Genomic DNA, 23,577 nt, shown 5'->3' with positions numbered 1-23,577 from the left:
GCGAGGCGTTTTCAGAAATTTGGGTTGATCTTTATTCAGGATGACAGTACTGTATATTCATACAGTCCACTGCTGGTGATTAACTTATGCGAACACAACATCCTGATAATGCACGCTATGCTCATCATTATGCGTCCTCATCTCTGCCGGCTTCGCAGCCAGGGGGGATTACTGAGCTACGTTACAGCGAGCAGCCCGGAATGATGCAGATGTTACTGTTGCCTCTGTTACAGCAACTGAGTCAGCAATCGCGCTGGCAGCTATGGTTAACACCGGCACACAAGCTGAATCGCAACTGGCTGCAGGCGTCGGGGTTGCCTCTGGATAAAAGCATGCATATTGCTGATTCTGAACGTCTGAATGCTGTGGAAGCGATGGTCAAGGCACTGCGTACCGGAAATTACAGTGTCGTTCTGGCCTGGATTCCTTACGAGCTTGATGAAGATGAGCGGCGTCAACTCGAAAATGCAGCGGCTGAAGGTGAGGCGATGGGGTTGATTTTGCGTGCAAGTGGAACGCCTGAAGCGCCACTCAGACCGCAAACTGCCATAAAAATTCAGTCGGATTTGTTTCATTAAGTAAAAATCAGAAGTTTCCCAAGCTATTTTTCTTATCTGTCGTCGCTAAACCACTGATTCTGTTAGTTCGAGTATTGACAATGGTTTAGCATGTTTTCAGGGCTTTTTGCCGCGACAATACTGCCAGGCTAATTGTTAGAAATTGTGTATAAACCGCTGTTTTTTTACAGTCGCGTCTCACATCATACTTGTAAGTTTCCAATCTCGTTGTAGACTTTATCTCGCCAGGGTGCTCAATAACCTCCGTTTTTTGCGGTAGAGTCATAAGCGAGCGTTTTGACCCGGCGAAGGATTTAAACCAAGAGCAACCTTTTTGCTCATTGCCTATTTGGATGATAACGAGGCGCAAAATGAAAAAGACAGCTATCGCAATTGCAGTGGCACTGGCTGGCTTCGCTACCGTAGCGCAGGCCGCCCCTAAAGATGACACCTGGTACACCGGTGCTAAACTGGGCTGGTCTCAGTATCACGACACTGGCTACTACGGTCACGGTTACGAAAACAACAACGGTCCAACTCATGAAAGCCAGCTGGGCGCAGGTGCGTTCGTTGGTTATCAGGCAAACCCATACCTGGGCTTCGAGATGGGCTATGACTGGCTGGGCCGCATGCCTAACAAAGGTACTGTGACCAACGGCGCGTTCAAAGCACAGGGCATCCAGCTGGCTGCTAAACTGAGCTACCCAATTTATGACGATCTGGACGTTTATACCCGTCTGGGCGGCATGGTATGGCGTGCAGATTCAACGCAGACTAACCCAACTACTGGCCGCATCAGCGACCACGACACCGGCGTTTCTCCGCTGGCAGCAGTGGGTGTTGAATATGCACTGACCAAAAACTGGGCTACCCGTCTGGACTACCAGTGGGTTAACAACATCGGTGATGCGCAGACTGTTGGTGCACGTCCAGACAACGGCATGCTGAGCGTAGGCGTTTCATACCGCTTCGGTCAGGATGACGTCGCTGCTCCGGCTCCGGCTCCAGCTCCAGCGCCAGCTCCAGTTGTTGAAACCAAGCGTTTCACTCTGAAGTCTGACGTTCTGTTCACCTTCAACAAATCTACCCTGAAGCCAGAAGGCCAGCAGGCTCTGGATCAGCTGTACAGCCAGCTGAGCTCAATGGATCCTAAAGATGGTTCCGTTGTCGTACTGGGCTTCACTGACCGCATCGGTTCAGAGCAGTACAACCAGAAACTGTCTGAGAAACGTGCTCAGTCAGTCGTAGATTACCTGGTTTCTAAAGGTATCCCTTCTAACAAGATCTCTGCACGTGGCATGGGTAAATCTAACCCAGTTACCGGCAACACCTGTGACAGCGTGAAAGGCCGTAACGCCCTGATCGACTGCCTGTCTCCGGACCGTCGCGTAGAAATCGATGTTAAAGGCATCAAAGACGTTGTAACTCAGCCACAGGCTTAAGTTAAAACGTAATAAAAAACCCCGCTACGGCGGGGTTTTTTTATGGCTGTTATCTATGTTATTCAGCGCCTCAGGCTGATGCCCTGCCCGGTCAGTCGTTTTCTGTTTCCGACTTGCCCAGAATGGCCTGCAAATCCTGCTTCAGACTCGACATCTGCGTCGCATATTTCTCTTTACGTTCGGCATCTTCAATGAGCTGAACGATAGTTTCTGAAAGGGTGCAGCCGCGCCGTTGTGCCAGACCCGCCAGTCGCTGCCAGACCAGATACTCCAGGTCGATCGACTTTTTACGGGTATGCTGGTGTTCAGCATTAAAATGACGTTTGCGCCGCGCACGAATGGTCTGCTTGAGTCGGTTATCAAGATCGGCATGAATATGCTCCGCAATCCAGTCGTTTACCGTCACCGGATTGTTCTCCATCGCCAGCAGTTTATCGACCGCTGCCTGCGCCGCGCTTAATTCAAGGTGACGCGTGATCAGTTCACCTTCCCGATGTTTCTTCACCAGGTATTTCCACTTCCATCCACTTTCAAGATTTTCGAGTTGCTGGTATTTCATCGGAATCTCATCGTGATCACGTAACGAGCTAAGAATAACAGCTTTTTTCCTGGATGCAGCAACGAAAAACATGCTGTCGTCATCACATCTTCGACGGGAAGTCTGCAGTGCTTAACAAAGGTGAATCCTGTATAATCTCGCTTTTCTTCAAACTGACAAATGCGATTATTTTGACCAGCACTCAACTTACGTGGCAGACCTTACAGCCGGATAGCGCGCAATACCAATCCGTTTTCTCCCGAATTGCTGATGAAGAAACTGATGCTCTGGCAACGGTGCAGCCCAGGTTGCTGAATGCGCTGGCGCATCTGCATCACCAGACGCAGGGATTTCCCTTACTGCTGGTGCGTAGCCAGGAGAATCGCGATTATCTGGCACTGATTGCTCAGGCTGCACAGCGGGTCATGTCCGACAGCACTACGCTATGGGGCGGCGATTACCATATCATGGCTGACAACGTCACGCTTCAGCCCCCTTCCGATCCTCAGCGTCCTTTCACCAGCCAGGGTGGCATTCACTTTGCCGAGTGGGTTGAGATGGAGCAGCTGTTTGGCTGCGTACGCCAGTATAAAGACCGGATCCAGCTGGAGCCCGGGCTGATTCATCAGGCGAACGGCGGCACACTGCTGCTGTCACTGCACAGTCTGATCGCGCAGCCGATTCTCTGGTTACGCCTGAAAAGGTGTATTGAGCAGGGCTATGTGGAGTGGACCTCTCAGGATGAACGCCGGCCGCTGCCTGTATCGATTCCGCCTTTGCCACTCAAACTGAATCTGGTCCTGTGCGGCGAGCGTGAGACGCTGGCCGCGTTTCAGGAACTCGACCCTGAAGCGCACGAGATGGCCATCTATACTGAATTTGAAGAGAACATTCAGATTCTTGATGAGGATGACATGCTGGCCTGGTGTCGCTGGAATAGCGATCTGGCGCAGCAGGCGGGTCTGCCCCAGCCCGAAGAGGACTTCTGGCCAGAGCTGATCAAAGAGGGTGTCCGCTACAGCGGCGACCAGGAAACGCTGCCACTCTGTCCCCGCTGGCTGCAGCGGCAGATGCGTGAGTCAGCGCTGATGGGTGATGCTCTGAATGGGGAAGCGCTGCGTGATGCGCTGGAAGCGCGCCTGTGGCGCGAGAACTACCTCAACGAGCGGATGCGTGACGAAATCCTGCTGCGCCAGATCCTGATTGAAACTGAAGGCGAAGTCGTCGGTCAGATTAATGGTCTGTCGGTTGTCGAATATCCTGGCCATCCCCGAGCCTGGGGCGATCCTTCGCGGATTACCTGCGTGGTGCATCCCGGCGATGGTGAGTTTATGGATATTGAGCGAAAAGCGGAGCTGGGCGGCAATATTCACGCCAAAGGCATGATGATTATGCAGGCTTACCTGATTGCCGAGCTGGAACTCGATCAGCAACTCCCCTTCTCGGCTTCGATGGTTTTCGAGCAGTCCTATTCCGAGGTGGATGGCGACAGTGCGTCACTGGCCGAACTCTGTGCCCTGATCAGCGCGCTGGCTAACCAGCCAATTAATCAGCAGATTGCCGTCACAGGATCGGTCGATCAGTTCGGCAATGTCCAGCCGGTCGGTGGACTGAACGAGAAGATCGAAGGCTTCTTCGATATCTGCCACCAGCGGGAGCTGACGGGTCAGCAGGGTGTGATTATTCCCGCCTGCAATGTGCGCCATCTCAGCCTGAACCAGGCGGTGGTGAGTGCAGTGGAACAGGGCCGTTTCCATATCTGGGCGATCGATCGCGCCGATGAGGCGCTGCCGCTGCTGACCGGTAAAATCTGGAGCACCGAAGATGGCCTGGGCGATTGCCTGCTGAATACCATCCAGGAGCGCATCAGCCAGTTCAATCAGCCGGATGTTCCGCCACGTCCCTGGGCGCTGCGCTGGCTTAACTGGTTCAACCACCGTTAATCCGATTTGCTCAGCGTACAACTGTTCGCTAATATTCGTGATTCATTAAAACAAGGCTTATTGAAAACATGGTAGATAAACGCGAATCCTATACCAAAGAAGATCTGATCCTGTCAGGTCGTGGTGAACTGTTTGGCGAAAATGGTCCGCCGCTTCCATCTGGCAACATGCTGATGATGGACCGCGTGGTCAAAATGACCGAAGACGGCGGCAAATATGACAAAGGCTTTGTTGAAGCGGAGCTGGATATCAATCCTGATCTCTGGTTCTTCGGCTGCCACTTTATCGGCGACCCGGTGATGCCAGGCTGCCTGGGCCTGGATGCGATGTGGCAACTGGTCGGTTTCTATCTCGGCTGGCTGGGCGGCGAAGGCAAAGGCCGTGCGCTGGGCGTGGGCGAAGTGAAATTCACCGGTCAGGTTCTGCCTGACGCGAAGAAAGTGACCTATCGCATTCATTTCAAACGCGTTATCAACCGTAAACTGGTGATGGGCGTGGCAGATGGTGAAGTGCTGGTTGACGGCAACCTGATCTACACCGCCAGCGATCTTAAAGTCGGTCTGTTTAAAGATACGGCCGCTTTCTAAACGTTTCCCCGGAAACAAAAACCTCCGCGCATGGCGGAGGTTATTTCCCTTTTCAGTGACAGCCGGTTATGCAGCGACCGACCTGTCCTCCATGGCCTGTCGCCAACCTCCCAACCAGTGAGACTTAGCGTCAATCAACTGATACGGACACATCTCTTTTGAGCGTCCAGTAATGCCTGCCTGATAACCACGTGAATGGGCGCGTTCGAGGCGGTCTCGTTTCTGTCTCTTCATACTCCGTGTCCCTCATGTAAGGTCTGTGGAATCTGGTGGAAAGAAAAGTGGTGAATTAATGTTCAACCACCTTTAATGTTCTACCCCCTGCGCCCGCAAAGATCAATGCCCAATCTTCATACACATGTCATAAATGTGACCTTAATCGGTAAAATTAATGCCGAATTGTGATGCGTAATACAACACTATCCTTCTGATTCAGCTAATAAAAAAGCCCCTGGGCCTGGTCGGTAAATCGCGACCTTTGCTCAGGGGCTTAGCTTATTTATTCACATTAATCTTAATTTAACGCAACCACACTGTTGGCGATTTTCTGTGCCGTCTGCTGCCAGCCGACGGACAGCGTTCTGACCATCGCGTCATAGCCATCTTCGGTCTGCGGCAGTACCACGTTAAAGGCCTGTTTGGTCAGTTTGCCCTGATGTTCCAGCGTCCATTCGCCGCTGACGATCGCTTTGCCATCGTAGCGACCCTGGAAACCGGTCACGGTCACGTTCAGCGTGTCGTGCTGCGCGCCTAACGGTGACCCGGCCACCAGCCGACCCGGCAGCGCCTTACTGAGGTTGGTGATCAGCGTCTGCTGCAGCTGCTGGTCGAGCGGGCTGGCCCAGAGATTGTTGGCGGCGATGACATATTTGACATCGCTGGTCTGATAAACCAGACCGTTGCCCGCCAGATAGTCCGGCACCGTCACCTGCTGCACCCACAGCATCGGCTGTGCTTCGGTCAGCTGACTGCTGCTGACCTGCATGGAGGCTGCCCCGGAGGGCAGCTGATACCAGGTGTCTTTAACGCTGCTGCTGCACGCGCTCAACACCAGCGCGGCAGAAAGTATCAATCCTTTCTTCACTGTTTCGCCCTCTTCGGCTGGGGATCCTGTCCCGGTTTCGCCTCGAATACCAGCGCGTTGCTCTTGGTGTTAAGCGTTCTCAACACCGGCTGCAGCTCACGCAGTACCTGATCCAGTCGCTGCATATCGCCGACCAGCTTAGTGTAAGCCGGTGAACCGGGTTGCAGACCTTTCATACTGCGATTCAGTTCACGCAGCGTCTGCTGCAGATCCTCAGGCAGCGTTTTCATCGCCGGACTGCCGGTCACTTTATTGATGTTGTCGATGGTGCGCTGCAGATCACGCATCGTCTTCTGGCTCTCTTTCAGCGTGCCCGTGGCTTCATTGACCATGCCGTTCAGCGGCAGGCTGTTGATCTTATCCAGCGCCGCCATCAGTTTCTGCTGAATCTGGCTCAGGCCACCGCTGACCGTTGGGATCACCTCATAGCCCGAGACTTTCTGCGGTCCTTTGTAGGCTGGCGCATTGTCATAGAAGTCGAGGTCAACATAGAGCGCGCCCGAGAGCAGGTTGCCGGTTTTCAGCGTGGCACGCAGGCCGCGTTTCTTACCATCCTGCAGATGCTGTTCCAGATCGAAATTCTCACCCAGTCGGTTGATAAAACGATCCGGCTCGATACGGATCAGCACCGGCACGCGATAGTCGTTGTTGAGCGCCTGATCCAGCCCCGCTTTTCTCAGCGGCGCCTCTGCGACCGTCCCCAGACGAATGCCACGGAACTCAACCGGCGCGCCCGCCTGCAGGCCACGGATGGAGTCAGAGAAGAACATCACGTAGTCGACATGGTTGGTATAGAGCGAATCCTGGATGCTGCGCTGATCGTCAAACAGATGGTAGTCCGACTTATTCTTCGCCGGCTCACCCAGCTCCCAGCCGTCTGGCACATCAAAACTGACACCACCACTGAACAGCGTGGTCAGCGACCCCATTTCCACCCGCATGCCCGAAGCGGACATATCTACGGCAATGCCGCTGTCCTTCCAGAAGCGCACGTTGGTGGTGATCAGACGATCGTAAGGCGCTGCCACAAACAGCTGATAGGTCATCATGCGTTTCTCAGTGTCGAAAACGCTGGTTTCGACCGTGCCGACGCGATAGCCGCGGAACAGCACCGGATCGCCCGGATTAAGCTGACCAGCTTTCTTACTGTCCAGCACGATACGGATCCCTTTGGCATCCGGTGGCGCTAACGGCGGCGCATCCAGCAGCTTGAACTGCTCCGGAGCCTGATCTTTGGTGCCCGGCTGTAATTCGATATAGGCACCTGACAACAGGGTGCCAAGACCACTGATGCCTTCACGCCCGACCTGCGGTTTGACCACCCAGAAAACACTGTCGCTGTGCAGCAGCTTTTCCATGCCCGCATTCAGGCGCGCTTTAATTTCCACATGGTGAAGATCGTCGCTTAACACCGCGCTCTCCACCACACCGACATCGACGCTACGGCTTTTGATCGTGGTTTTACCCGCCACGATGCCCTCAGCGTTTTCGGTGATTAAGGTGACTTCCGGGCCCTGATGGCTGAAGTGATAGAAGAGGATCCATCCGCCAATCAATAGGGTAACGATGGGGACAATCCAGACCGGCGACCAGCGCTTGATCTGCTCCACCTTTGCATGGCCGTGATTAGTTTCCGTCAAGGCGCGACTCCTTCCTGTTATTTTCGCGTACACGATCCCAGGTTAATCGCGGGTCAAAGGTCATGGCCGCAATCATGGTAATAATCACCACCATCGCAAACAGTACCGCTCCCCACGCGGGATAAACATTCATTAACTGCCCCATGCGCACCAGCGCAGAGAGCACAGCAATCACAAACACGTCGATCATTGACCAGCGGCCAACAAACTCCACCACCTCATAGATTTTGTGCATCCTGTGGCTGTCGCGCTGGCCGCGTCCGCTGGCATCCCAGCAGAGCCAGCCAATCGCCACCATTTTCAGTGAAGGCACCATAATGCTGGCGATAAAGATAACCAGCGCCACCGGATAGGAACCCTCCCCCCACAGCAGAATGACGCCCGCCATGATATTGGAAGGATAGGCAGTGCCGAGTGTTTCCGTCACCATGATCGGCATCAGGTTGGCCGGAATGTAGATCAGCACTGAAGTCATCAGCAGCGCCAGCGTCCACTGCAGGCTGTGCTTCCGGCGCGCCTGGGCGGTGACACCGCAGCGCGGGCAGGTATGATCCGCTGCGGGCAGGATAGCCATACAACAGGGACAGGATCGCAGCCCCTGCTCTAATCCGCTGATGCCCGCTTCAGGCAGATGGGGCAAAGCGGGCTGGGGTAAAATCCTGTCCCACAATTCGCGGCGGTCAACGCACTGGAAAGCGCGCAGCTGTAGCAGACAGAACAACACCCAGGGCCAGAAACTGGTCTCAAGGCCGATCTCGCCATAGGCCATCAGCTTAACGAAACTGACCAGTACGCCAGCCATAAAGATTTCTGCCATGCCCCAGTTTCGGAGCCAGAACAGAATGCGGGCCAGGCCGACTCTGAGTGAGACAGGCAAAGGGATCGAATTGACCAGCAGCAGAATGGTGATCATGCAGAAGGCCGGGACCGCCTGTACAAACAGCAGGAACAACGTCGCCAGGCTGCTGTAATCCTCAGATACCATCACTTTCGGGATCTGAGCCAGCGTAATCTGGCTGGTCAGCCCGGCCACTTTCATGGAGACGAAAGGAAACAGATTGGCCAGCAGCAGCATAAAGAGGGCTGCCAGCGCATACCCCGTTGGCCGTTTACGCGGTTCGTGCCAGTTGGCCGTCAGCGTGGTGTGGCAGCGCGGGCATGAGGCTCGGCTGCCGACGGGAATATCCGGCAGCTTAATCATTAAATCGCATTGTGGACAGAGCATCCACGCGTTACTTTTCACTGCTGAACACATCCGATCACCCCGCCTTACGCGCCATTTTTCAGCGATTCAAGCTCTTCCCAGCGCGCAAAAGCGGTTTCCAGCTCCTGCTCGGTCTGAGCCAGCTCATCCAGCACCGGTTGTGTCTGGTCGTGTGCCTGACTGAAGAAGTCCGGATGACTCATCTTCGTCTGCAACTCACCGATGCGGGCTTCCAGCTGCTCCAGTTTTTGCGGCAACTGCTCCAGCTCACGCGTCAGATTGTAGCTGAGTTTATTCACGCTACGCTTAACATCGTTTTTTTCCGCAGCAGGCTTAGCGGAAGGCGTGGCGGCTTTTGCCGGTGCCGCAGCGCGGTGCTGTCGGTAGGCCGCGCGCTGCTGCTGGGCATCGTGATAGCCGCCGACGAAGGTACCAATCTCACCGTTGCCTTCAAAAATCCAGCACTCAGTGACCGTGTTGTCGACAAACTGACGGTCGTGGCTGACCAGTAATACGGTGCCCTGATAGCCGGCGATCAGCTCTTCCAGCAGCTCCAGCGTTTCAACGTCGAGGTCGTTGGTCGGTTCATCCAGAATCATCAGGTTGCTGGGACGCAGGAACAGGCGCGCCAGCAGCAGGCGGTTACGTTCACCGCCTGAAAGGGCACGCACCGGCGTCATGGCACGCTTGGGATGGAACAGGAAGTCCTGCAGATAGCCCAGCACATGCCGCGGTTTACCGTTGACCATCACCTCCTGCTTGCCTTCTGCCAGGTTATCCATCACGGTGCGATCCGGGTCCAGCTCGGCGCGATGCTGGTCGAAGTAAGCCACTTCCAGCCTGGTGCCGGAGTGCACACGTCCATGATCGGCTTTCAGCTGCTGCAGCATCAGCCGCAGCAGCGTGGTTTTACCGCAGCCGTTGGGACCGATCAGCGCAATCTTGTCGCCACGCAGCACCTGCGCAGAGAAATCTTTTACCAGCGTTTTGCCGTCCACCGCGTAGCCGACATTTTCCAGCTCAAAGACGATCTTACCGGAGCGGGAGGCTTCACCCACCTGCATGTTGGCTTTGCCCATCACTTCGCGGCGTTCTGAGTGCTCGCGACGCAGCGCTTTCAGCGCACGCACACGGCCCTCATTACGGGTACGACGCGCTTTGATGCCCTGACGGATCCAGACCTCTTCCTGCGCCAGTTTGCGGTCAAACTCCGCATTCTGCATCTCTTCAACGCGCAGCGCTTCCTCTTTACCTTCCAGGTAGAGATCGTAATTCCCTGGCCAGGAGACCAGCTTGCCTCGGTCGAGATCGACGATGCGCGTTGCCATATTGCGAATGAATGAACGGTCATGCGAAATAAAGACGATGCTGCCGCTGAAGTTCTTAAGGAACGTCTCCAGCCAGTCGATGGTTTCGATATCCAGGTGGTTGGTCGGTTCATCAAGCATCAGGACGCGCGGGTTGCTCACCAGCGCCCGGCCCAGCGCCGCTTTACGCAGCCAGCCACCCGAGAGCGAGGAGAGCTCGGTATCAGGCTTCAGGCCAATCTGCTCCAGCACATCATTGATGCGACTCTCCAGCTGCCACAGGTTCTGATGGTCAAGGATGCTCTGCAGGCGCGCCATCTCATTGAGGTTCTTATCGCTGGGATCCTCCATCACCACATGGGAGATGGCGTGATAGGCTTTCAGATGCTCGGCCTGCTCTTCCACGCCCTCGGCCACGAAGTCATAGACGGAACCGGTAATATTGCGCGGCGGATCCTGCTGCAGACGCGCCACCACCAGATCGGTTTCATAGATAATGCGACCATCATCCAGCGGCTGTTCGCCATTGATGATTTTCATCAGCGTGGATTTGCCCGCACCGTTGCGGCCCACCAGACAGACGCGCTCGTTCTCTTCGATATGCAGTTCGGTATTATCTAACAGCGGTGCATCGCTGAAAGAGAGATAGGCACCGTGGATACTGATTAATGACATGTAATCTTATTCCTTACCGGCATGAGTGATGAGCCAGCAGTTGTGAATCTGACGGTTACGTGCGAAGTCCTGCGACTGTGTTTTCTGGGTAATATCCTGCGCCTGCAGGCCCAGTGCTTTCAGGCCATCCATGTCCATTTTAAAACCGCGTTTGTTGTTGGAGAACATGATGGTGCCGCCGCGACGCAGCAGGCGCTTCAGGTTACGCATCAGCATCATATGATCGCGCTGAACGTCGAAGCTCTCTTCCATACGTTTTGAGTTGGAGAAAGTTGGTGGATCAATAAAGATCAGGTCAAAGTTCTCGTCACTCTCGTTCAGCCAGCTCAGACAGTCTGCCTGCATCAGACGGTGCTGACGCCCGGTCAGGCCGTTGAGGCGCAGGTTGCGCTCCGCCCACTCCAGATAGGTGCGCGACATATCAACAGTCGTCGTCGAACGTGCGCCCCCCAGACCGGCGTGTACGCTGGCAGAGCCGGTATAGGCAAACAGGTTGAGGAAATCTTTGCCCTGGCTCATCTGACCGAGCATTTTACGGGCGATGCGGTGATCAAGGAACAGACCGGTGTCAAGATAGTCGGTCAGATTCACCCAGAAGCGCGCATTAAACTCTTTGACTTCGAAGTAGTCACCTTTCTCATTGAGCTTCTGATACTGCGCTTTGCCTTTCTGACGTTCACGCGTTTTCATAATCAGACGATCGGCAGGCAGCTGCAGCACGCTCAGCGTCGCGCTGATCACGTCGAACAGACGCTGACGGGCTTTGTTGGGGTCGATGGTTTTCGGTGGCGCGTACTCCTGGATCACCACCCAGTCTGCATAGCGATCGACCGCAACGTTGTAGTCTGGCAGATCGGCATCGTAAATACGGTAGCACTCAATGCCTTCCTGACGCGCCCACTTCTCCAGCTTCTTAACGTTTTTACGCAGACGGTTAGCGTAATCTTCCGCAATCTGTCCGGCATTTTCGCTGCTGTTAACCGCCAGCTGATAGTTTTTCTGTACGCAATCCAGCGGGCCGTTCTTCGCTTTAAACTGGCGATCGGCACGCAGCTGCAGGCAGCTCAGCAGTTCTGGCGAGGCGCTGAACAGCGAGAGATTCCAGCCGCCGAAGTGCTGCTTCATCAGACGTCCGAGCTGGCTGTGCAGGGCAATCAGCGCGGGCTCGCTCTCCAGACGTTCACCGTAAGGCGGGTTGCTCAGCACCGTGCCGTGAACGACCGCATCGACCGGATTGGTCAGTTTCAGCAGATCCTGCCGGGCAAACGTAAACAGCTCAAAGACACCAGCCCGGCGGGCGTTCGCCTGTGCCCACTCCAGTACCCGGCCATTGTTATCATAGCCGAAGAAGCGCGCCTGGGTGGCGGCGGTGCCAGCCCGCGCACGGCTCTGCGCCTCGGTTTTGACCGCCTGCCACAACGCCGCATCGAAGCGATTCCAGGCGGTAAAGCCCCAGTGTGTGCGCAGCAGGCCCGGTGCGCGATCGCTGGCGATCAGCGCAGCTTCAATCAGCAGCGTACCCGAACCGCACATCGGGTCGATCAGCGGTGTGGAAGGCTCCCAGCCGGAACGCAGGACGATCGCCGCCGCCAGATTCTCTTTCAGCGGCGCCTGGCCGGTCTGCTGACGATAACCACGCTGATGCAGTGAACTGCCGCTGAGATCCAGCGCAAGGCTGGCGCGGTCGCCGTTCAGCCAGACGTTGATACGGATATCGGCCTGCTCGCGATCGACATCGGGGCGCTCCAGATTCTGCCGGGTAAAGCTGTCCACGATGGCATCTTTCACTTTCAGCGCACCGAACTGGCTGTTACGGATGGATTCGTTGGTGCCGCTGAAATGCACGACAAAGGTTTTGTCGTTGCTGAACAGGGCCGGCCAGTCCACGCTCTGCACACCCAGATAGAGATCCAGGTCGCTGTAGACGCCGAACTCCCCCAGCGGCAACAGGATGCGTGATGCTAAACGGCTCCACATCAGGCTCTGGTACATGACGCGATCGTCGGCTTCGTAGTGAACGCCTCCCTGCACCACTTGCAAATCCTGCGCGCCCAGCGCGTCCAGCTCACTTTTTAACAGCTCTTCGAGCCCACGCGCCGTGCTGGCAAACAGAGAATTCATATCGTCACTTTTTAACTCTTGAGAAAATTGTCGCGCATTATAGCGAATCGGAGACCTATGTCATAAAGTTAGCTTCTTTTGTGTTGCGCGTCGGGTTTCAAGGAGAACACCATGATCACGCTTTCCCGCTTATTTATTCATCCGGTAAAGTCGATGCGGGGACTGGCGCTGTCGCATGCGCAGGTCTCTGACAGCGGGCTGGCCTTTGATCGACTGTTTATGGTGACGGAAACCGACGGCACCTTTATTACCGCGCGACAGTATCCGGAGATGGTGCGCTTTACGCCTGCGCTGTTACCGGATGGCCTGTCGCTGACCGCTCCCGATGGCAGTCACGCCCTGATCCGCTTCAGCGATTTCGCCGATGAGGCGCACCCCACCGAAGTCTGGGGCAACCGTTTTACCGCGCGCATCGCCCCTGCGGCGATTAATCAGTGGCTGAGTCAGTTCTTTCCGCGCGCGGTCGAGCTGCGCTGGATCGGCCCACAGCCCACCCGCCGGGTAAAAGCCTGGGATCATATTCCGCTCAGCTTCGCCGATGGCTTCCCGTTTTTGCTGGTCAACAGCGCCTCACTGCACGATCTGCAGCAGCGCTGCCCTGCCGGCGTGCGCGTTGAACAGTTCCGCCCGAATCTGGTCGTCAGCGGCGCGGCCGCCTGGGACGAAGACAGCTGGGCGGAGATTCAGATTGGCGACGTGATCTTTGAGGTGACGAAACCCTGCAGCCGCTGCGTGCTGACGACGGTGAGTCCTGAGAGCGGGCGCAAACATCACGATGGTCATCCGCTGGCGACGCTGCAGACGTTCCGCACGGCGCAGGATGAGAGCGGGGATATCGATTTTGGTCTGAACCTGATCGCGCGTAACAGCGGGGTGGTGCGGGCCGGTGATGAGCTGCAGATCCTGAAGCGTCATACAGCGCGCGCGTATGGCGCAGGCGTAGTGGTGGAAAAGTTACATCCCGAACGTCAGGCGCCCCACGCCGTGACCATCACTTACAAGGGTCAGACGTTTACCGGCGATAATCAGCAGGTGCTGCTGGATCAGCTGGAGATGCAGGGTTTCCGCATCCCCTACTCCTGTCGGGCGGGACTCTGCGGCAGTTGCAGGCTGAATCTGGTTGCCGGTGAGGTAAAAGCACTGAAGCAGGGCGTGGTGCGTCAGGACGGCACGCTGCTGAGCTGCAGCTGTATCCCGGCGGGCGACATCGAACTGCGATAAATCAAACGGCGATAATCAGACCGCCCGGGCATAGCGCGGCGCGGCATCCTCATACCAGGGCTGCAGGCGATCGTTCATCACCTTGATGGCGTCGCCGAGCACCATATTTTTACCGGCCAGCATTAACTCCGGCTGCGCCAGCAGGCAGAGCGCGGCGTTATGACCACTCTCCACCACCAGCAACCGGGCCTGCTCGCCCTCGTCGGCCAGCGTGACCTGCACCATTTCACCGGCGCGCGGCTGCATCGCCGGGGCGTAGGCGGCAAAGTGCCAGCTTTTAGGCATCAGCGGTTTCAGGAAGCGGGCGGCGACCAGCGCATTCAGCACCAGCTCCGCACGATGGCTGCCGCTGAGTCTGCACTGCCGGCAGGTTTCGTCAAAGGTGTAATAGAGGGCGGCATCATCGACACAAAAGCCGGTGTCGCTGAAAGCATCCGGCGTCAGCATCTTGCGGGAATAGCGGGAACGAAAAAGCATACCGTCTGCCAGATCGAGCATCATTCGGTCGTGGCTGCTGTCGAAATACCAGCGCCAGTTATCGTCGGGTTTAATGTTCATCCTGTGCCCTGTATTTACCGCTGCGCCAGACATCGCGCAGAATTCAGCGAAAAAGAAATATAAGGAAAAAGCTGAAAAAGCGTGCAACAGGACAAAATATAAACGAGCCAGGAGGAGAAATAAACCCCCCGGCCCGTCATTGTGAGAATTGTCTTATAGGTGGGTGACGATGTCTTTAATTAATCCTGGCCCCTGATAAATAAAGCCCGAATAAATCTGAACCAGCGTTGCGCCTGCGGCAATTTTTTCCCGTGCGGCGGTCAGTGAGTCAATGCCGCCCACGCCGATGATCGGCAGACGGTCCTGCAATTCCTGAGAGAGGCGCTGAATGACCGCGGTGCTGCGCGAGTGGACTGGCCGCCCGCTCAGCCCACCCTCTTCCTGCGCATGCCTGAGACCGCTCACCAGCGAACGATCCAGCGTGGTGTTGCAGGCAATCACGCCGTCAATCTGATGGCGAGCTAAACTGTCCGCGACCTGAATTAACTCCTCTTCCGAGAGATCGGGCGCGATTTTTACGGCCACCGGAACATATTTAAGATGACGCTGCTCCAGCTCTTTTTGTTTCTGCTTAATGGACGCGAGCAGATCGTCGAGCGCCTCACCATATTGCAGTGAACGCAGGCCCGGGGTGTTGGGTGAGGAGATATTGATGGCGATATAACCAGCATGGGCATAGACCTTTTCCATGCAGATCAGATAATCCTCTTTTCCCTGCTCGACCGGCGTATCTTTATTTTTGCCGATATTGATTCCCAGCACACCGTTAAAACGCGCTTTCTTCACATTCTCAACCAGATGATCAACGCCCAGATTATTGAATCCCATCCGGTTAATAATGCCGCCAGCTTCAACCAGCCGGAACATTCGCGGCTTATCATTCCCCGCCTGCGCACGGGGTGTCACGGTGCCGACTTCGATGAAACCAAAGCCCATCGCCGCAAAGGCATCAATGCATTCGGCGTTCTTATCCAGACCCGCGGCCAGGCCAAGCGCATTTTTAAAGGTCAGCCCCATGCAGGTGACGGGACGTGACGGAAGATTCTGGCGATAGAACAGTTCCAGCGGCGTGCCGTTCATGAAACGCAGCTGCTGAAAGGTGAGTTCGTGCGCGCGCTCAGGGTCGAGTTTAAACAGCGCCGGTCGGACGATAGGATAAAACATGCACTCTCCTGAAAGACGGAAGCAATCGTTAAAGTCGGTGCACGGGAAATTGTGCGCCAGAATGGTAAAGTGCTCTGGCGCAAAAGTAAATCGAACTGCGGGGATAGTGAAACTTAACGTAAATTGCTTTGATCTTACGCGGCGGAATCGTTTACCGGCTGGCTTTTCACCTCAGAGGGAAACAGGTATTCCCGCAGGATGCCGTGACGATGCATGATGGCAAAGATACCGAAGCAGACAAAGGCTTCCGCGCCGACCATCGACCATGCCGCACCGATCGCCCCGAACTTCCACGCCAGGAAACAGCATAGCGGCACGTTAATCACGCCTGCGGCCATCATGACCCACATACGCTGGCGAGCCAGGCCATGAGGGATCAGGATCTGTAAGCCAGCCGGATAAGCGACGTTGCCGAACAGGAAGCAGAGCACAAAGACGCGCAGCACATCTGCCGACGGAATAAAGTCTTTACCCAGCAGGATAGAGACCACAAGGTCGGCAAAGACCCAGGTGAAGATCACGATCGACAGACTCAGCCCGAACGAGAGCATCAGGCTTTTTCGGGTCGCCGCTATCGCAGCACGTTTATCCCGGCCGAAGAGGTGGCTGACGCGCGGGAAGAAGGCGCTGCCGATCTGCTCGGGTACCGAGTTCGCTGCTTTACGCAGACGGTCTGCACCGTTGTAGATCCCGACCATATAGGTCGATGTAAAGGAAGCGAGGATCACCACGTTGACGCTGTTGAACAGGTTTGCACCGGCAATGGCGATAAAGACATCCAGGCTGTCGGTGATACGCTGCTTAATTTCGCGCGGTTCGAAGCGATAGCGGCCAATGACCTTCATCTCCAGCACGAATTTCAGGGTAATTGCGGCGCTGATGATCGAAACCGTGCCCGGGATCAGCGCGGCCAGCCACGTATCCTGCGGCGATTTAACCAGCAGAAAGGTCAGAGGAATGGCGCAGAAGTTGCCGAAGGTGGCGATCATTGCCGTCTTGCCCAGCTTCTCAAAACCCTGCATCAGCCAGCCGAAGGAGAAGAGTGAACCAATCAGCGTGGTGCAGTTCGCCAGGATAATAAAGAACAGCGGATGCCAGGCAGGATTGAACCAGGTCGCGGTCAGCAGCGTGCCGCTGGTGAGCACCAGCAGCATCAGCTTGGCGTTGAACGTTGACCAGAAGAGCTGACTGACCCGCTCTTTATCATCACGATGGTGAGCAATATCTTTGGTTGTAAAGACATTGAATCCCCAGTCTGAGATGGTACTGCAATAGAGCACACAGGCGATGGCCAGCGCCAGCGTACCCATCTGCTCAACCCCCAGAACGCGGGCAAGATAAGGCAGCGTGGCCAGCGGAAACAGGAACGACGCGCCGCGATAAGCCAGCAGCGAGAAAATATTAATTACCAGACTTTTATCAAGAACTTTTGCCATGACGCAACAACCTTATACACATTGCATGTCTCACCTTCTCATTTCGCAAAGGCATAAACAATATTGCTTCACACTTTTCAGAATCAGGCTGATTTTCAGAATCAGGCGGCGCGTTTCAGCTCTTTTTTGACTTTATAGTGCTGCAGTGTAATAAACAGTTCAGGGCGGTTGAACAGTAGCCACTCTTTGAAGTTCTCTGTTTTCACATTCTGCCCCATAAAGCGGATGGCGTTAATCACATATTCCGGTACCGGCGTGCCGTTATAGAGCGATAAATAGATCATCAGGCGAAATGAGTGCACTAAATAGGCTTTTTCCAGCTGACTGCGCCACGCAGATTTCACCTGCGAACCGGTTAAGGTATTCCAGGCGTGCATAAAAGCATCATAACGCTGGTAAAAAAACTCATTACTTTTGGTACTGTTGGTGAGTGAGCCGTGACGAATGCGCTGCTTATAATAGACATGGCGACTGACCCAGGCCTGCTGACTTTTGATAAACGCGGACAGGGTAAAATTATGATCTTCATGCACGCGTTTCACAAAGCGTAATTTGTGCTGTTCAACAACCCGCTTACTGACGATATAACTCCAGGCCGCCGACGTGTATCTGCCGTTTCGCAGCAGGTGTAACAGGACCTCCTGCGGCTTTTGCTGACCAAAGATATCGTGCCGCACTTTTGGCGAAGTGACATCGATCTGACCGTCACGATAGACAGAGGAGTTGAAGCAGAACAGGTCCGTTTCAGGGTGCTTTTCCGCAACAATCGCCAGTTCAGTGACCAGGCCGTCCGTTACCACATCATCCGGGTCGCAGAAGAACAGGAACTGACCGCTGGCCGCCTCAATCCCCACATCACGGGCATGACCGGCACCGGCGTTTTCCGTTGTAATTATTTTCACCTGAGGCAGATGTGCATAATTCTGTTCAAGCAGAGCCAGCGTGCTGTCGGTGGAACCGTCATTCACAATGAGGATTTCATTGGGCGCTTTAACCTGGCGTAATAATGAATCGACACACTCAACAATATATTTCTCAACGTTGTAAGTGGGAATAATAACGGATAACAGGATGTCAGACATGTGCAATTCTCTGCTGTTAGAAAATGACAATACGATTCACCTGCCAGATGCAGGACCTGACCCGAGGCGAAACGTCGAAAAGAGTACGGCTCTGTTATTATGACTGACTGAATTGAGCCTGATTATCTTAAACCGGTTATCCAAAAAAAGACCAGCCGTAAAAAATCTTTTAACCCGTCACAGGCGGATCACTGTTAACCAAAGTGCATCTATAACTCAAAATAATGTTAAAAGCGTTGAGGTTCGATTTAAAATAGCCTGACAAGGCAGTTGTAACCAGATGGCGAAAAGCGTAAGCGAACATCTGAAAAGGTGAAAAAATTCACTATTCCTTCATTTTTATTACAGTATGCGTTCTGCGATTTATCTCAATATTCTCTCGTTATCTTCACACCGTTGCTGATTTCCGGCTGCCTGACTGGCCTCTTTTTTTCAGCCGCTTCGTTTTATTCGCTTTCTGCATCCGAAATAAAGCATTAAGCAATCAGACAAAAACGCGTTTTTTTCACCCGGGGCTGATTAAAAGCATCTCATATCAATGCTTTTAATGAATCCCCCGCCTGCCTGTGCCTGATTTAAGAATAATCGGAAGCGAAAAATTGCCTTTCAGACCCTGCCGCCTCTATTTCCACATTTCACCCTTGCTTTGCCGGATAAATCATTTAAGCCCACTCCACAGCTCTGACAGTATGAGGACATTAGTTCTCAACATTTGATAATCAATAACTTTTAGTTATAAGGAGTAATGATGCGAGTTATTACGCTGGCAGGCAGCCCACGATTCCCTTCCCGCTCAACCTCGCTACTGACAATCTGTCAGCACAGGCTTGAGGCCCTGGGCGTTGAGGTCATTCCCTGGAATATTCATAACTTCCAGCCGGACGATCTGATCAATGCGCGCTTCGATGCCCCTGCGCTGCTGGCGCTGCGTGAAGACCTGGCGTCGGCCGAGGGTCTGATCGTGGCAACCCCAATCTACAAAGCCTCATTTTCAGGTGCGCTGAAGACGCTGCTCGACCTGCTGCCTGAGCGCGCCCTGGAACATAAAGTGGTGTTACCGCTGGCCAGCGGCGGCAGTGCCGGCCATATGCTGGCGATGGACTATGCCCTGAAGCCGGTACTTAACGCATTAAAGGCACAGGAGATCCTGCATGGCGTCTACGCCGGGGATCACCAGATTCATCACTACGACCGTCAGCCCGAGCTGCAGGAAGCGCTGTCCCAGCGGCTGGATGAAGCCGTCGCCGATTTCTGGCAGGCACTGACCCGTCACCACTACCCCGTCGCGCAGGCGGTATAAGGAAGAGCGTCATGAAGCAGAGATTAGGAAAGTGGCTGGTCGCGGGGCTGTTACTGGCTGGCCTTCAGGTTCAGGCCGCCGAATCCGATCCGGCAGAGATTCGCATCGGTTATCAGAAGGGGTCTGTCAGCATGGTGCTGGCAAAGTCGCACCATCTGCTGGAGACACGTTTCCCCCATACGCAGATTAAGTGGATTGAGTTCCCTGCGGGGCCGCAGATGCTGGAAGCGCTGAACGTTAACAGCATCGATCTCGGCAGTACCGGCGATCTGCCGCCGCTGTTTGCGCAGGCCGCAGGCGCGGATCTGCTCTATGTCGGCTCGGAGCCGCCCAAACCCAAAGCTGAAGTGATTCTGGTGCCGAAAAGCAGCCCCCTGAAACAGGTCGCCGACCTGAAAGGGAAGAAAGTGGCATTCCAGAAGGGCTCCAGCTCTCACAACTTACTGCTGCGCGCCCTGCAGCAGGCGGGTCTGAGCTTTAAAGACATCACGCCGGTCTATCTGACGCCAGCCGATGCCCGCGCCGCCTTCCAGCAGGGTAACGTGGATGCCTGGGCGATCTGGGACCCCTACTACTCTTCAGTCCTGCTGCAGGGCAATTCGCGCCTGCTGACGGATGGCAGCTCACTCAACCTGACCGGCTCCTTCTATCTGGCGACCCGCAGCTATGCCGAGGCGCACGGTGCATTTATCCAGAAGGTGCTCAACACCTTCAGCGAGGCCGACGCGCTGACAATCAGCCAGCCGCAGCAGAGCATCACGCTGCTGGCGCAGGCGATGGGCCTGCCTGAACCGGTCATCGCCAGCTATCTCAGCCACCGGCCGCCGACCCGGATTTCACCGGTCAGTGCCGAAACCGCCGCGGCGCAGCAGCGCACCGCTGACCTTTTCTATGCCAATCATCTGTTGCCCGTAAAAGTGACGATCCAGGATCGACTCTGGCAACCGCATACCCTGACGAAATAAGGAGCAACAATGAGCGTTTCCATTTTCTGGTTTCTGCCGACGCATGGCGACGGCCACTATCTTGGCACCGCCGAAGGCGCACGTCCGGTTGACCACGCCTATCTGCAACAGGTGGCCCAGGCCGCTGACCGTCTTGGCTTTGGTGGCGTCCTGATCCCCACCGGCCGCTCCTGCGAAGATGCGTGGCTGGTTGCCGCCTCGCTGATCCCGGTGACGCAGCGTCTGCGCTTCCTGGTGGCGCTGCGCCCTGGCGTAATTTCACCGACCCAGGCGGCGCGCCAGGCCGCGACCCTGGATCGCCTCTCGAACGGCCGGGCGTTGTTCAATCTGGTCACCGGCGGCGATCCGGAAGAGCTGGCCGGTGACGGGGTGTTCCTCGATCACCGCGAGCGTTATGCGGAGTCGGCAGAATTTACCCGCGTCTGGCGCCGGGTGCTGGAAGGCGAAACCGTCGATTACGAAGGCAAACATGTGAAGGTTCGCGGCGCGCGCCTGATGTTCAGGCCTGTTCAGCAGCCTCGGCCGCCGCTCTGGTTCGGCGGATCGTCTGAACCGGCGCAGGAGCTGGCAGCGGAACAGGTGGATGTCTACCTCACCTGGGGCGAACCCCCTGCCCAGGTCAAAGAGAAGATTGATCAGGTGCGTGCTAAAGCGGCGGCGCAGGGCCGGACGGTACGCTTCGGTATCCGGCTGCATGTGATTGTGCGGGAAACCAATGAAGAGGCCTGGCAGGCCGCCGACCGGCTGATTGCCAATGTCGATGACGCCACTATCGCGAAGGCGCAGGCGGCGTTCCAGCGGGCAGACTCTGTGGGTCAGCGCCGGATGGCCGCGCTGCATGGCGGCCGCCGCGACAAACTGGAGATCAGCCCGAACCTCTGGGCAGGCGTGGGACTGGTGCGCAGCGGCGCCGGCACGGCACTGGTTGGCGATGGCCCGACCGTCGCCGCCCGCATTAAGGAGTATGAAGCACTGGGCATCGAAACCTTTATCCTCTCCGGCTATCCGCATCTGGAAGAGGCTTACCGCGTCGGCGAACTGCTGTTCCCGCATCTTGATCTGCAGGTTCCGCTGGTGCCACAGCCGCGCGTGGTTCAGGCGCACGGTGAAGCGGTCGCCAACGATTTCACCCCTGAGAAAAAAGTCGCCCGCGGCTAAGGAGAGGAGAATGGCCAGAACCCGAAAACGCCTTGCCGATACGCTGGTGCCGTGGCTGCTGCCGATAGTGCTGGTCGTGGTGTGGCAAATCGCTTCGCAGACCGGCTGGTTATCGAACCGTATTCTGCCCGCGCCGGAGAAAATCGTGACCACCTTCTGGCAACTGACTGCCAGCGGTGAGCTCTGGCAGCATCTGGCCATCAGCAGCTGGCGGGCGCTGATTGGCTTCAGCATCGGCGGTTCGATTGGTCTGGTGCTCGGCCTGATTACCGGCACCTCCAGAACCGGTGAGCGCCTGCTGGACACCTCGGTACAGATGCTGCGCAATGTGCCGCACCTGGCCCTGATCCCGCTGGTGATCCTCTGGTTCGGCATTGATGAGTCGGCCAAAATTTTTCTGGTGGCGCTGGGTACCCTGTTCCCCATCTATCTCAACACCTATCACGGCATCCGTAATATCGATCGCGGGCTGGTCGAGATGGCGCGCAGCTACGGGCTTTCCGGCTGGAGCCTGTTTATTCAGGTGATCCTGCCCGGTGCGCTGCCCAACATCATGGTGGGGGTGCGTTTTGCGCTGGGGCTGATGTGGCTGACGCTGATTGTCGCCGAGACGATCTCGGCGAATGCGGGGATCGGCTATCTGGCCATGAACGCCCGTGAGTTTCTGCAGACCGACGTGGTCGTCGTCGCCATTATTCTCTATGCCCTGCTCGGCAAACTGGCAGATGTCGCCGCACTGCTGCTGGAACGTGTCTGGCTGCGCTGGCATCCCGCTTATCAACTGAAGGAGGAGAACGCATGAGCCAGACTTTCTCACCGGCCCGCCTGAACAGCGGCACGCCGGTTGGCGTGAACGGCGTCAGTAAACGCTACGGCAATCGCACCATTCTCAACAGCATCGACCTGCATATTCCTTCCGGTCAGTTTGTGGCGGTGGTGGGTCGCAGTGGCTGCGGCAAAAGTACCCTGCTGCGCCTGCTGGCCGGGCTGGAGCAGAGTACGGGCGGTGAACTGCTGGCGGGCAATGCGCCGCTGGCGTCGGCGCGTGACGATACCCGTCTGATGTTTCAGGATGCGCGACTGCTGCCGTGGAAAAAGGTGATCGACAATGTCGGGCTTGGCCTGCGCGGACGCGAATGGCGCAGCGCGGCGATGGCGGCGCTGTCGGCGGTAGGACTGGCGGATCGGGCCGACGAGTGGCCCGCCGCGCTCTCCGGCGGCCAGAAACAGCGCGTGGCCCTGGCCAGAGCCCTGATCCATCGGCCGGGTCTCTTGCTGCTGGATGAACCGCTGGGGGCACTGGATGCCCTGACGCGCATTGAAATGCAGGGGCTGATCGAGTCACTGTGGCAGCAGCACCACTTCACCGTGCTGCTGGTCACGCACGATGTCAGCGAAGCCGTCATGATGGCGGATCGTGTCCTGTTGATCGAAGAGGGTGAGATCGGGCTGGATCTGCAGGTGGATCTGCCACGCCCACGGCGACGTGGGTCGGCGCGGCTGGCCGAGCTGGAGGCGGAGGTGCTGGAACGGGTGATGCAGCGTACGGCGCCGGTATCGCCGGTACGTTACGCGCAGCAGCGCTAAAAAAAGGC

21 protein-coding genes are annotated in these 23,577 nt (G+C 56.0%); 10 read left to right on the top strand and 11 right to left on the bottom strand.

The genetic code is table 11. The features are described 5' to 3' along the window. The first annotated feature begins 86 nt into the window (after window positions 1-86). Complete coding sequence (sulA, locus tag AB1748_RS08140) at window positions 87-578, top strand: SOS-induced cell division inhibitor SulA (protein ID WP_111141678.1); 492 nt, start codon at window positions 87-89, stop codon at window positions 576-578. A gap of 350 nt (window positions 579-928) precedes the next feature. Next, complete coding sequence (gene ompA / locus AB1748_RS08135) at window positions 929-1,999, top strand: porin OmpA (RefSeq protein ID WP_111141680.1); 1,071 nt, start codon at window positions 929-931, stop codon at window positions 1,997-1,999. A 91-nt stretch (window positions 2,000-2,090) separates the two neighbouring features. Here the strand turns inward: ompA and matP are convergent, their stop codons facing one another. Beyond that, on the bottom strand, window positions 2,091-2,558 hold the full coding sequence (matP, locus tag AB1748_RS08130; RefSeq protein ID WP_146240878.1) for a macrodomain Ter protein MatP: 468 nt from the start codon (window positions 2,556-2,558) through the stop codon (window positions 2,091-2,093). Between the two features lie 53 nt (window positions 2,559-2,611). Here matP and AB1748_RS08125 point away from each other — a divergent pair, with 53 nt between their 5' ends. Both AB1748_RS08125 and fabA read left to right on the top strand, forming a co-directional pair. Further along, complete coding sequence (locus AB1748_RS08125) at window positions 2,612-4,480, top strand: AAA family ATPase (RefSeq protein WP_367396223.1); 1,869 nt, start codon at window positions 2,612-2,614, stop codon at window positions 4,478-4,480. Window positions 4,481-4,548: 68 nt separating this feature from the next. Beyond that, entirely contained in the window at window positions 4,549-5,067 is a 519-nt protein-coding gene (fabA, locus tag AB1748_RS08120; RefSeq protein WP_009091047.1) for a bifunctional 3-hydroxydecanoyl-ACP dehydratase/trans-2-decenoyl-ACP isomerase, read from the top strand. A 66-nt stretch (window positions 5,068-5,133) separates the two neighbouring features. Here the strand turns inward: fabA and rmf are convergent, their stop codons facing one another. From rmf to rlmKL, 6 genes are all read right to left on the bottom strand, one after another. Further along, window positions 5,134-5,301: a ribosome modulation factor gene (gene rmf, locus AB1748_RS08115; RefSeq protein ID WP_008925875.1), complete on the bottom strand. Its 168-nt coding sequence runs from the start codon at window positions 5,299-5,301 to the stop codon at window positions 5,134-5,136. Window positions 5,302-5,581: 280 nt separating this feature from the next. Continuing rightward, window positions 5,582-6,151, bottom strand: coding sequence for a membrane integrity-associated transporter subunit PqiC (gene pqiC / locus AB1748_RS08110; RefSeq protein WP_111142045.1), 570 nt, complete (start codon window positions 6,149-6,151; stop codon window positions 5,582-5,584). After that, complete coding sequence (gene pqiB / locus AB1748_RS08105) at window positions 6,148-7,791, bottom strand: intermembrane transport protein PqiB (RefSeq protein WP_111142044.1); 1,644 nt, start codon at window positions 7,789-7,791, stop codon at window positions 6,148-6,150. Before pqiB ends, pqiC begins: the two co-directional genes overlap by 4 nt. After that, entirely contained in the window at window positions 7,778-9,046 is a 1,269-nt protein-coding gene (gene pqiA, locus AB1748_RS08100) for a membrane integrity-associated transporter subunit PqiA (protein ID WP_111142043.1), read from the bottom strand. Before pqiA ends, pqiB begins: the two co-directional genes overlap by 14 nt. Window positions 9,047-9,060: 14 nt before the next feature. Further along, complete coding sequence (locus AB1748_RS08095) at window positions 9,061-10,977, bottom strand: ABC transporter ATP-binding protein (protein ID WP_111142042.1); 1,917 nt, start codon at window positions 10,975-10,977, stop codon at window positions 9,061-9,063. Between the two features lie 6 nt (window positions 10,978-10,983). Then, complete coding sequence (rlmKL, locus tag AB1748_RS08090; RefSeq protein WP_367396222.1) at window positions 10,984-13,098, bottom strand: bifunctional 23S rRNA (guanine(2069)-N(7))-methyltransferase RlmK/23S rRNA (guanine(2445)-N(2))-methyltransferase RlmL; 2,115 nt, start codon at window positions 13,096-13,098, stop codon at window positions 10,984-10,986. Window positions 13,099-13,209: 111 nt separating this feature from the next. Here rlmKL and AB1748_RS08085 point away from each other — a divergent pair, with 111 nt between their 5' ends. Beyond that, a complete protein-coding gene (locus AB1748_RS08085; RefSeq protein ID WP_367396221.1) occupies window positions 13,210-14,319 on the top strand; it encodes a YcbX family protein in 1,110 nt (369 codons plus the stop codon). 15 nt (window positions 14,320-14,334) lie between these two features. Here the strand turns inward: AB1748_RS08085 and AB1748_RS08080 are convergent, their stop codons facing one another. The 4 genes from AB1748_RS08080 to AB1748_RS08065 form a co-directional block, all read right to left on the bottom strand. Further along, window positions 14,335-14,877 (bottom strand): cell division protein ZapC, encoded by a 543-nt coding sequence (locus AB1748_RS08080; RefSeq protein ID WP_111138783.1) that lies wholly within the window; start codon window positions 14,875-14,877, stop codon window positions 14,335-14,337. 153 nt (window positions 14,878-15,030) lie between these two features. Further along, entirely contained in the window at window positions 15,031-16,041 is a 1,011-nt protein-coding gene (gene pyrD / locus AB1748_RS08075) for a quinone-dependent dihydroorotate dehydrogenase (protein WP_367396220.1), read from the bottom strand. 134 nt (window positions 16,042-16,175) lie between these two features. Beyond that, window positions 16,176-17,477, bottom strand: a complete 1,302-nt coding sequence (locus AB1748_RS08070) for a flippase (protein WP_111138785.1) — start codon at window positions 17,475-17,477, stop codon at window positions 16,176-16,178. A 101-nt stretch (window positions 17,478-17,578) separates the two neighbouring features. Then, the gene (locus AB1748_RS08065; protein WP_111138786.1) at window positions 17,579-18,559 is read right to left on the bottom strand and encodes a glycosyltransferase family 2 protein; all 981 of its coding nucleotides are present in this window, start codon (window positions 18,557-18,559) and stop codon (window positions 17,579-17,581) included. Window positions 18,560-19,307: 748 nt separating this feature from the next. On the opposite strand from AB1748_RS08065, the gene ssuE reads away from it, so the two are divergent. The 5 genes from ssuE to ssuB are packed head-to-tail and all read left to right on the top strand — an operon-like array spanning window position 19,308 to window position 23,569. Next, on the top strand, window positions 19,308-19,859 hold the full coding sequence (gene ssuE / locus AB1748_RS08060) for an NADPH-dependent FMN reductase (RefSeq protein WP_111138787.1): 552 nt from the start codon (window positions 19,308-19,310) through the stop codon (window positions 19,857-19,859). 11 nt (window positions 19,860-19,870) lie between these two features. Further along, the gene (locus AB1748_RS08055) at window positions 19,871-20,824 is read left to right on the top strand and encodes a sulfonate ABC transporter substrate-binding protein (RefSeq protein ID WP_111138788.1); all 954 of its coding nucleotides are present in this window, start codon (window positions 19,871-19,873) and stop codon (window positions 20,822-20,824) included. A 9-nt stretch (window positions 20,825-20,833) separates the two neighbouring features. Next, window positions 20,834-21,982, top strand: coding sequence for an FMNH2-dependent alkanesulfonate monooxygenase (ssuD, locus tag AB1748_RS08050; protein WP_293773918.1), 1,149 nt, complete (start codon window positions 20,834-20,836; stop codon window positions 21,980-21,982). Window positions 21,983-21,992: 10 nt separating this feature from the next. Then, window positions 21,993-22,784 carry an aliphatic sulfonate ABC transporter permease SsuC gene (gene ssuC / locus AB1748_RS08045; protein ID WP_111138790.1) on the top strand — a complete coding sequence of 264 codons (792 nt, stop codon included), beginning with the start codon at window positions 21,993-21,995 and terminating at the stop codon, window positions 22,782-22,784. Then, window positions 22,781-23,569 (top strand): aliphatic sulfonates ABC transporter ATP-binding protein, encoded by a 789-nt coding sequence (gene ssuB / locus AB1748_RS08040; RefSeq protein WP_111138791.1) that lies wholly within the window; start codon window positions 22,781-22,783, stop codon window positions 23,567-23,569. Before ssuC ends, ssuB begins: the two co-directional genes overlap by 4 nt. Window positions 23,570-23,577: the final 8 nt, after the last annotated feature.

This window comes from Pantoea sp. Ep11b, from assembly GCF_040783975.1.
In the GTDB taxonomy this organism is placed as follows: domain Bacteria; phylum Pseudomonadota; class Gammaproteobacteria; order Enterobacterales; family Enterobacteriaceae; genus Pantoea.
The sequence above is the reverse complement of the archived record's forward strand: the minus strand, read 5'-3'. Positions and strand labels throughout refer to the sequence as shown.